Origin of the sequence: Streptomyces sp. LBL (genome assembly GCF_029893585.1) — a bacterium.
GTDB lineage: Bacteria > Actinomycetota > Actinomycetes > Streptomycetales > Streptomycetaceae > Streptomyces.
This window is the reverse complement of sequence record NZ_JARXYX010000069.1, coordinates 1-8,700: the sequence shown is the minus strand read 5'-3', so window position 1 is coordinate 8,700 and position 8,700 is coordinate 1. Positions and strand designations below refer to the sequence as shown.

Genomic DNA, 8,700 nt, shown 5'->3' with positions numbered 1-8,700 from the left:
GGCTGAAGACGCGCCTCTACCAGCGACTCGCCGCCGCCCTGGACTCCTCCGAGGACGAACGCATCGCCCCCCGGCGCCTCCTGCACGTGTCTACTACTCACGCATAGCAGCCAGAGGGTCCTGGTTCTGGCAGGACAGCGTGGCAGATCCGTTTCAGAACGCCGTCGTTGCGCCGGCGAAGATAGCGACGTTCATACACCGGAAAAGGGACCTGGAACGGGCAGACGACGTGGCCACGCCTCGCTGATACCGGCAGCGTAAACGAGGGTGCCGAGCCCTGCCCGGCGTGCCTACGGGCGCAGGGCGATGGGGATTGCGATCACGGGTTGCAGGATCTCGAGTCGGGCAGCGTAGGTGCGCACGACCTGGTCGTAAAGGTCAGCCACGGCAGGTGCCTTCAGCGTGATGATGAGGGCGTAGGACACGTCCGGGTCGGTGTCCGGTGGGAGGTCGTCCAGGCGGAAGACGTGGCGTACGTCGAAGGCGGGCCGTTTGAGGCGGTCTGCTTTGAAGGTGGCTGTTTTGTGTTTGACGGTCTCCCATTTGTGGGCGTCGGCGCGCAGTTCCTGCTCCGTCATGTAGTCGCGGGCCTGGAAGAACGGCTCGGACTTGGGGACGGATCCGGACGGGCTGAGCCGCTCCATGTGGGGGCGGAAGAAGGGTTCGAACGCGCTGGTGGTGTAGTTGCGCGGGGCTCGCGGGTCGGTGGGGCAGGCGATGCAGTACGTCGCGGTGATCTGTACGTTCCCGGTGGTCACGGACTCGGGCAGCGGCAGGAACATGCGCACGGTCTGCTTCGGAGCGAGTTTCCCCTGGTACACGACGCGGGCGGTGTGGGGCGGGCAGACGACGTAGTCCTCCAGCGTGGCGGGCAGTCGGCCCCAGCCGCGTTCGGAGGTGTCCTGCTCGTTGTCCTGCGCGCAGTGGACGAGCAGGGCTTTCAGGGCGAGCGGGGTCAGGACGGGCCCGAAGTACGCCCGGATGCCGGCGGCCATGCGCAGGGCGCTGGGCGCGGCGAAGCTGGTGCCGAGCGACATCGGCGGTGCCTGTTGGCCGTACGGGGCGGCGAAGAAGAACGGCTCCTTGTGGTCCCCGCCGAAGCTGAGGACATCGGGCTTGACCATGCCGGGGCAGCGCCCTGGGCCCAGGGCGCTGTACGAGGCGCGCCGCCATGCGGGGCGTGTGGAGTCGGCTGCGCCGACCGAGAGGGCGTTGACGCTGTCGGAGGGCACCTGTATCCGTGCGTTTCCGGAGGGCTGGTCCAGGCCTCCGTTATTGCCGGCTGCGATGGTCAGCAGGCGTTTGCCGTCACAGAGCCAGGAGTCCAGCAGCGCGGTCCAGGGATGGATTTCGTCATCTTCGACGGGCAGGTCGGGACCGAGGCTGAGATTGACGAGCTCGTGCGGGTTCTCCCGCAGGACGGTGTCGATGCGGTCCAGGGTCCGGTAGAGGGCGAGACCGTCTTCGGGGTCGTGGTCGGCGATGCGGAAGTGGTCGACGGTACCGAAGGGGCGGGGGGCCGGCTGTCCGGGGACGAGGGGCCCGAAGAGGGCCGCTGAGGTGACGTTGTGGCCGTGGTCGAGGTAGTCGCCGGTGGCTGTACCGACGGTGGGCGTCTCGTAGGAGCGTGCCCATGGGGCCATGGGGCCGTCTTCCCGCAGCCCGCCGTCGAGGATGGCCATTTTCACCTCGGGGTCGACTGCCGCCGAACTGGGCAGGGTCGGGGCTTCCATCCCGGTGGCCGTGGTGGCGCGCTCGACGGGGTGGAATGCCCTCAGCTGGGGCATGGGCCGGATCACGCGTGTGAAGGCGAACTGGGCCAGCCGGTCGATGGCTTGGGGAGCGAGCCGTACCGGGATGAAGCCGATGCCCTGCAGGTGCAGGGCGTGGCTGATTTCGGCGGTGCCGCCGAGTGAGTCGACGTAGTCGGCGAAGCCGGTGAGGATCTTGGTGCGGATCCGGTGGGGCAGGTGCAGACCGACTTCCATGAGCGATCTTGCCGTGAGAGGCGTCGTGTTGCGCTGCCGCTCGTGAGCGGTGGGCGCGCGGAAGGCTTCCACCTTCCTGAGCTGATCTCCTCCGGGCAGTGGGCCGGCGGCCATGCGCTGGGACCAGAGGGTGAAAGCCGCGCGCCGGCCGGAGACGAAGAGTTCGGCCGTCTCGGCGGCTGTGGATGACCGCTCCGGATTGGTCCATTTCTCGGGCCGTACCGTGGCGTTGCGGGCGCCCACGTAGGACAGGCCCAGGTCATCTAACAGCCGCTGCGGGTGGTAACTCTTGGCGATGAACTGCGGATGCATCGTCAGGACGCCGACGACCTGTCCGTCCGGGCAGGCTCCGGCGGGAAGCCGGGAGAAGTGCTGGACGGCCTCCCTCACCTGCGGGCGCAGCCGCACGCGCGCCTCTTCCTCGGTGTAGGGCAGCGGCGTCGCACCTCCGCCCGGTGGCAGGCTGACCGGTTCAACGAGTCTCTCCCCATGGCCGAGCAAGAAGTTGTGCGGTCCGGGCACGCGCTGCTCCCCCCTCAGAACTACCCCTCAGACTCCTGTCGGCGCATACGGCTTCGGATCGTGTCCCTGCTGACTCCTGACAGTTCGTGCACACGCCGTTGCGACATGTGATCAGACTGCACCAGATCCACCGCCAAGCACACCCTCTCTGCGAAAGGCAATCGCCTCACCTGCTCACTGCAGATGCTCAACAGCGCCTCGCCCAGCGGCTGGTCGGACAAGGCGGCGCGACGCCGTGCAGCCATCACCACGCGATGCGCCTCCGAGTACGAGGCGCCCTGGACACTGAGCGCCCGGGCGACGGCGGCAAGGACGTCGTCTGGAGCCTGCTCCTCGCAGAACTGCTCGATGGCCTGGCGCAGCTGCGCCGCATCGGGCAGAGCGAAGTCGATCACCACCTCGAAGCGGCGCCACACAGCAGGGTCCAGCAGCGAACCGTGATTGGTGGCCGCGAGAAGCAGAGAGCTGGCCGGCCAGTCGTCAATCTCCTGCAACAGCACGGTGACCAGCCTCTTCAGCTCACCGACCTCCGCGCCGTCATCCCGCTTCTTGGCGACCGTGTCGAGCTCGTCCAGCAACAGGATCGAGGGACTGGCCTTCGCGTAGTCGAGAACCTTGCGAATGTTGCCGCCGGTCCGTCCCAGGTAGCTGCTCATGACGGACGACAAATCGAGGACAAGAAGCGGCAGGTCGAGACGGCTGGCAATCCACCGGGCCACCAGCGTCTTGCCGACACCAGGAGGCCCCACGAACAAGGCGCTGCTGCTGGGCGTCAAACCAGCCCGCAGGAGACGGTCAGAACCCAGACGCTCCTCACAGAGCTGATCAACGGCCCCGCGAACGCCGGCTGACAGCACCGGAGTTGCTGAGGGAGCCAGATGGTCAGGCCGGATCAGGGGGAGCCGGCTGTCCATGTCGAGCGGGACCGGTGCAGCGTTACCCAGACCGCGCAGCGGCGCATCCGCGGTGGGCGCTTCCCTGAGCAAGGACTGCAACGCCTTGGCGGTCGCCTGGTTGGTACGGCCGTAGCGTCTTGCCATACGCTGCAGCAAGGTCTGGACGTCCTGGCTGCGGCCGGCGAGCGCCATCCGTGCAAGATGGACTAAATCTCGCTCAACTACGGTCATCTCGTCCGCTTGACGGCTATCCAAGGTGCTGGTCATGGAAGGCACCCTAACGACTGCCGGGCAAGATGCATGCGATCAGGGCACCGCTAGTCCACAACGAGACGAGACCTACCAATGTGCCGCATGCGGGCGGCAGAGCACACGGGTGCCCTGCGCCTGGCTGCGAGCTGTTGAGAACCCGGAGGAGCGGGGCGCTCGACGACGGCCGAACGCTGGCTCAGCCACGATTCCGTGAAACCGATCGCACCCTTGTATGCCAGTGACGCTCCGTCACGAGTAAGTGGCGTGACGCTCGCCAAGTGTGAGGAACCGCTGAAGCCGTGTTCCCGCACCTCGAAGGAGTACTGGTGGAAGGCGACGCTGGGCGAGGAACTCCGCGTGGGTGAGATGGCGGTCGTTGTCGGCGATGGCCGCGACACGGAGGGTGTCGGTGTGGGAGTCCGCTTCGCCGGCCACGTCCTGGTCGACCGTGCCCGCTCTGCCCGCGACGTCTCTGCGCTGACGTCGATCGCGCAGAAGACGGCGCCAGGACCGGGCGTCAGGACCTGTCGGCCAGCGAGTGTCCCGTGCCGGTGGCCCGGGTGGTGGTGATTGCCGTGGCAAGGAAGGCCTCGGCGGCAGTGCGGGTGTCGGATTGCCCACGCGTCGAAGATCTCTCTACGGTGGGTGTCTGTCCCGGTGGGGACGGACGGTGTGAAGGGGGCTGTGTGGAAGCCGAGTTGACGGCGCTTGCGGCGTCGGGGGCGACGACGCTGGTCGGGCTGATGGTTTCGGAGTCGTGGGAGCGGACGAAGGGCGCACTGGGCCGGTTCTTCGGACGGCGGGCCGCAGGGGAGGACGCCGAGGAGGAACTGCAGGCGTCGAGCGCGGAGTTGGGCAGCGCGCAGGCAGCGGGCGACGTGAGCACCCAGGCGAACCTCCAAGCCCGGTGGCAGCAGCGGCTGGAGGAGATCTTCCGGGAGGATCCCGGCGCGGCACAGGAACTGGCCGGGCTGCTGTCCGAGCTGGCACCCGACGCCTCACACACGTTCGTCAGCCTTGTGAGCGGAGGGGTCAACTACGGTCCGGCCTTCCAGGGTTCGCACATCCACGGCGGCATCACCTTCAACATCCAGCCCGCCCCGTCCGGACCGGGCCCTCACGCCCTGCCCGACCAAGTGCCCGTCACCATGGTCCCGTTCAGCAACCGCACAGCCGAACTCGCGGTGCTGGACCAGACACTCGGCACACAAGGAGGCGGCCTCGGGCCCGTCCGCGTCGGCATACTGGACGGACTGCCCGGAGTCGGCAAGACAACCATGGCCTGGCGGTGGGCGGAACGGGCCCGGTCGCGGTTCCCGGACGGGCAGCTGTATGTGGATTTCGCCGCCCTGCGCACCCAGTCCGCACCGCAGGCCGGCGCTGGTGCGGACGTCTCCGAGGCCCTGGCCATGTGCCTGAGATCGCTACCGGGAAGCGACAGTATTCCGAGCTCGCTCGCGGAGCGGACCAATCTGTTCCGCTCCCGCTCGGCCGGCCTGCGGATCCTGCTCGTCCTGGACGACGTGAACCAGCCCGCGCACGTGCGTGCACTGATCCCCAAAGGCCCGGGCAGCGCCGTCCTGGTCACCGGCCGCGGCAGACTCGGTGAACTGGCTCTGGACGGCGCCCGGCTGATCTCCGTCAAGCCGCTGGACGCGCACGGCGGACTGGCACTGCTGAAGGACCGATGCGGCCAGGAGGCGGTCACGGCCGAACCGCAGGCCGCACAGCGCCTGGTGGAACTGTGCGGCGGCCTGCCGGTGGCGCTGCAGGTCGTGGCGGCGCGTCTGATCACCGATACCAGTCTGAGCATGACCGAACTGGCCGCCGAACTCGGTGACGAGGCCGGACGGCTGGCCGGTATGGCACTGGATGGTGAGGAGTCCTCGGTGTCCGCTGTTCTGGGTCCCTCCTACCGGCTGCTACCGGCCAGCGCCGCTCGGCTCTACCGCCTGCTCGGATGGCTGCCGGTCGGCGTCTTCGACGCCGGCGTGGCCGCGGTCGCCGCCGATCTCGACACGCCGCGCGCCAAGCGTCTGCTGGGTGTCCTGACGAAGGCGAGCCTGGTGGAGGTATGGGGAGACGGCCGCTATCGGATGCATGATCTGGTGCGCCTGCACGCCCGGGAGCGCGCGGTCGATGAGGAGCAGGAGAGCGAACAGGAGGCGCTCATCGGGCGGGTGGGCACGCACTACCTCGCGCTCACCGCCTTCGCCGACCGGGCACTCAGGCAGGAGCGGCTCAGGATCGCCGACCTGTCCGCCGTCCTGCGGGACGCGGACGACCCCTTCTCCGCCCCGGGCGGGCCGCCGCCTCTGGAGTGGCTGGACACCGAGCGCGGCGCAGTCCTGGCCGTGCTGCGCATGGCTGCACGGCACGGACTGCACACCCTGGTCTGGCAACTGGCAGAGGCGTTCACGGTCCTCTTCCTGCACCGCCGTTACCTGGGGACGTGGAAGGAGTCGCTGGAGCTGGGCGCCGAGGCTGCTGCGGCGTCGGCGGACACGGCGGCCGAGGCGCGGTTGCGCAGCCTGTTGTCGCGCCCGTTGCTGGACCTCGGCGAGAACGACCGCGCGGCAACCGAGCTGGACCAGGCTGTCGTTCTTGCCGAGGCGTCCGGCCATCTCGTCCTGCGCGCCTCCGTGCAGGAGTTCCTCGGCCGCTACCGTGATCTCTTCGAGCCCTCCCGTGCCGTCGAGGCGTACCAGCGGTCCCTGGAACTCAACGAGCGCGCCGGGGAGGCACGTGGCGCAGCCATCGCCGCGTTCTTCCTCGGGTGCGCCCAGGACGCTCAGGGCGATCACACGCAGGCGCTGGCCACCCTGCGCCGGGCGCTGCAGGACCTGGAATCCCGCGAGGAGCCGGACCGGCGGATGGCGGCCCGGGTACGGGCCGCCATCGGCGTGGCACGTGACCATCTCGGCCAGAGCGAGGAAGCGATCGGCGACCTGCGCGAGGCGGCCCGGGCCCTGAGGGAGGTGGGGGCGACGCACTATGAGGCGCAGGCCCTGGTGCAGCTCGCCGACATCGCACAGCGGACCGCAGGCCGTGAGGACCTGGTGCGCGAGTGCCTGACCCGGGCCGTCGAGATCTACGAGGCGGCCGGCAGCCGCACGGCGGAGAGACTGCGGCAGCGGCTGGACGGTCTCGGCCGCTGAATTCCGGCCCGGCCAGGGGAGGAGGCGGCTGGCTCCGGGGCTACCCGGCCGGCAGTGCGGGACGAAGACGCAGGACAACGTCCTCGTCCCGCACGCCTCCCACCCGCAGCATCACCCTGCTGCTGTCCAGCGGATGCCCCGCGCGCAGACACGCGTAGACGACCGCGGCCAGCAGGCCCGGACCCCCGGCCGGGCCCGTGGCGGCCGCCTCGACCACCCGGCCGTCCCGGAGCCCGACCAGACACACGCCTTGGCGCACGGCCGAGGCCGCGAGGAGGCTTCCGGGCAGCTCGGCGAGCGTCTCCCGGATCCAGCGCAGCGCCTCGACCGGGGTCGCCGCACGGCGGCTGCGCACGAGCACCGAGGCACTCTCGGCCAGCCGCCGGTCGCGCTCCTCGGTCGTGCACGCCAGATGGGTGAAGGACCCCGGCGGGACCGGGCGAGCCTCGTCGAACCCGCAGACGGCAGCCGGGAAACGAGACAGAGAGACGCTGACCTCCCCGCCTTCCTCGGCAACGACCGTGGTCACCTGCCAGGAGGCGACCGGAGAGACAGGCGGATCCGCAACCGGCAGCATCAGCGCAGACGGCGGCAGGGAAGCGGGCTCAGGGAGCTTCAGCAGACGGTAGAGGACAGCGCGCAGCCGGGCGAGCGCATGTCCCGGCTCGGCGAAAGCCTGCTCCGCAACCCTGGCGTACCGCTGTGTCGTGTGCCCGCACACGACATCGTCCACCTGCCGCAGCAGGTCCCCGCGCGGGTCGAGCCGGGGCGCAACCGCCGCCAGTGCGTGGACGGCCGTCCCGGGCACCGCATCGCCGCCGAACGCGGCCAGCAACAGCGGCATACCCGACGACGCCCCGTACAGCGTCACCGAGCCGTGATCGCCCACGAGGACGTCCGCAGCGACGAGCGCGGGCCGCCACGCGTGCACGGCCGGCATCAGCAGCAGCCCCGCGTCCAGGGCAGCGGAGTACAGGGTGCGGATCTGCCACGCCCCGTGAGCCGACCACACATTGGGGTGGATGATCGCACCGACCCGGTACTCGTCACAGGGCAGCTGCGCGAGTAGACGCGGGAGAAGATCGGGAAGGTGTCCCAGTAGCGACGTCGGTCCCCAGGTGGAACTGACCATGACCAGACGCTGGTGTTCCGCCACGCCCAGCGCCTCCCGGTAGGCATCCCTGCGCGGACGACTCCCGACAAGCTCGTCGAAGCACGGGTCGCCGACCAGCAGTGTGCGCCCGGCGGCCTTCGGGTGGGCGGCGAGCAACTGCTCCTCCTGCGCCGGATGCGAGACAGCCAGCCACGCACGTCCCGTCTCCAGCAGAGAATCCGCCACGGCCCCCGACAGCCGCTCACCCGGACTCCGCGAATCCGGCACGAACTTCTGGAAACCGACGCCGTGCGGCAGCACCAGGACCGGGCAATCGCCTTCCGGTACCTCGATGTTCTCGCTGGCGGAGAGGATCAGGTCGGGGGTGATGCTCTCCAGTTGCTCCCAGGGCATGACCCGGCACCCGGCATCGTGGAGGAGTTCGAGGACACCGGCGTTGAAGGCGGACGTGGAGTCGTAGGTGAAGACGACGGTCACGCGGTGGTCGCCACGCAGGAGGGACGGCAACGTTTCGAGGACCCGTACGGTCGAGGTGACGGTCCGCGCGGCGACGACCAGAGTTCGTTCACCGGGAAAGGTGCTCCAACGGTGGGCATCAACGCCCACCGGCACACGAAGCGGCCCACTACCCGACACCGAGACCGCCTCTAACAAACCCGCGTCTCCCGCTGGTCAGCGGCTCGCGGCTCGCGGCTCGCGGCTCGCGGCTCGCGGCTCGCGGCTCGCGGCTCGCGGCTCGCGGCTCGCGGCTCGCGGCTCGCGGCTCGCGG

General features: G+C 69.5%; 5 protein-coding genes. 2 read left to right on the top strand and 3 right to left on the bottom strand.

Annotated elements, in window-relative coordinates:
* Positions 1-290: 290 nt before the first annotated feature.
* The gene (locus tag M2271_RS42085; RefSeq protein WP_280892761.1) at positions 291-2,510 is read right to left on the bottom strand and encodes a S8 family peptidase; all 2,220 of its coding nucleotides are present in this window, start codon (positions 2,508-2,510) and stop codon (positions 291-293) included.
* A gap of 20 nt (positions 2,511-2,530) precedes the next feature.
* Positions 2,531-3,673: an ATP-binding protein gene (locus M2271_RS42080; RefSeq protein ID WP_280892760.1), complete on the bottom strand. Its 1,143-nt coding sequence runs from the start codon at positions 3,671-3,673 to the stop codon at positions 2,531-2,533.
* A gap of 249 nt (positions 3,674-3,922) precedes the next feature.
* Here M2271_RS42080 and M2271_RS42075 point away from each other — a divergent pair, with 249 nt between their 5' ends.
* A complete protein-coding gene (locus tag M2271_RS42075) occupies positions 3,923-4,228 on the top strand; it encodes a hypothetical protein (protein WP_280892759.1) in 306 nt (101 codons plus the stop codon).
* 116 nt (positions 4,229-4,344) lie between these two features.
* The gene (locus tag M2271_RS42070; RefSeq protein ID WP_280892758.1) at positions 4,345-6,816 is read left to right on the top strand and encodes a tetratricopeptide repeat protein; all 2,472 of its coding nucleotides are present in this window, start codon (positions 4,345-4,347) and stop codon (positions 6,814-6,816) included.
* Positions 6,817-6,856: 40 nt separating this feature from the next.
* On the opposite strand, the gene M2271_RS42065 is transcribed toward M2271_RS42070, so the two are convergent.
* Complete coding sequence (locus tag M2271_RS42065) at positions 6,857-8,536, bottom strand: hypothetical protein (RefSeq protein ID WP_280892757.1); 1,680 nt, start codon at positions 8,534-8,536, stop codon at positions 6,857-6,859.
* Positions 8,537-8,700 lie beyond the last annotated feature (164 nt).

Bases quoted from the DNA above. Each gene is read 5' to 3' on its own strand.
- M2271_RS42080 (WP_280892760.1), bottom strand. From the start codon at position 3,673: ATGACCAGCACCTTGGATAGCCGTCAAGCGGACGAGATGACCGTAGTT.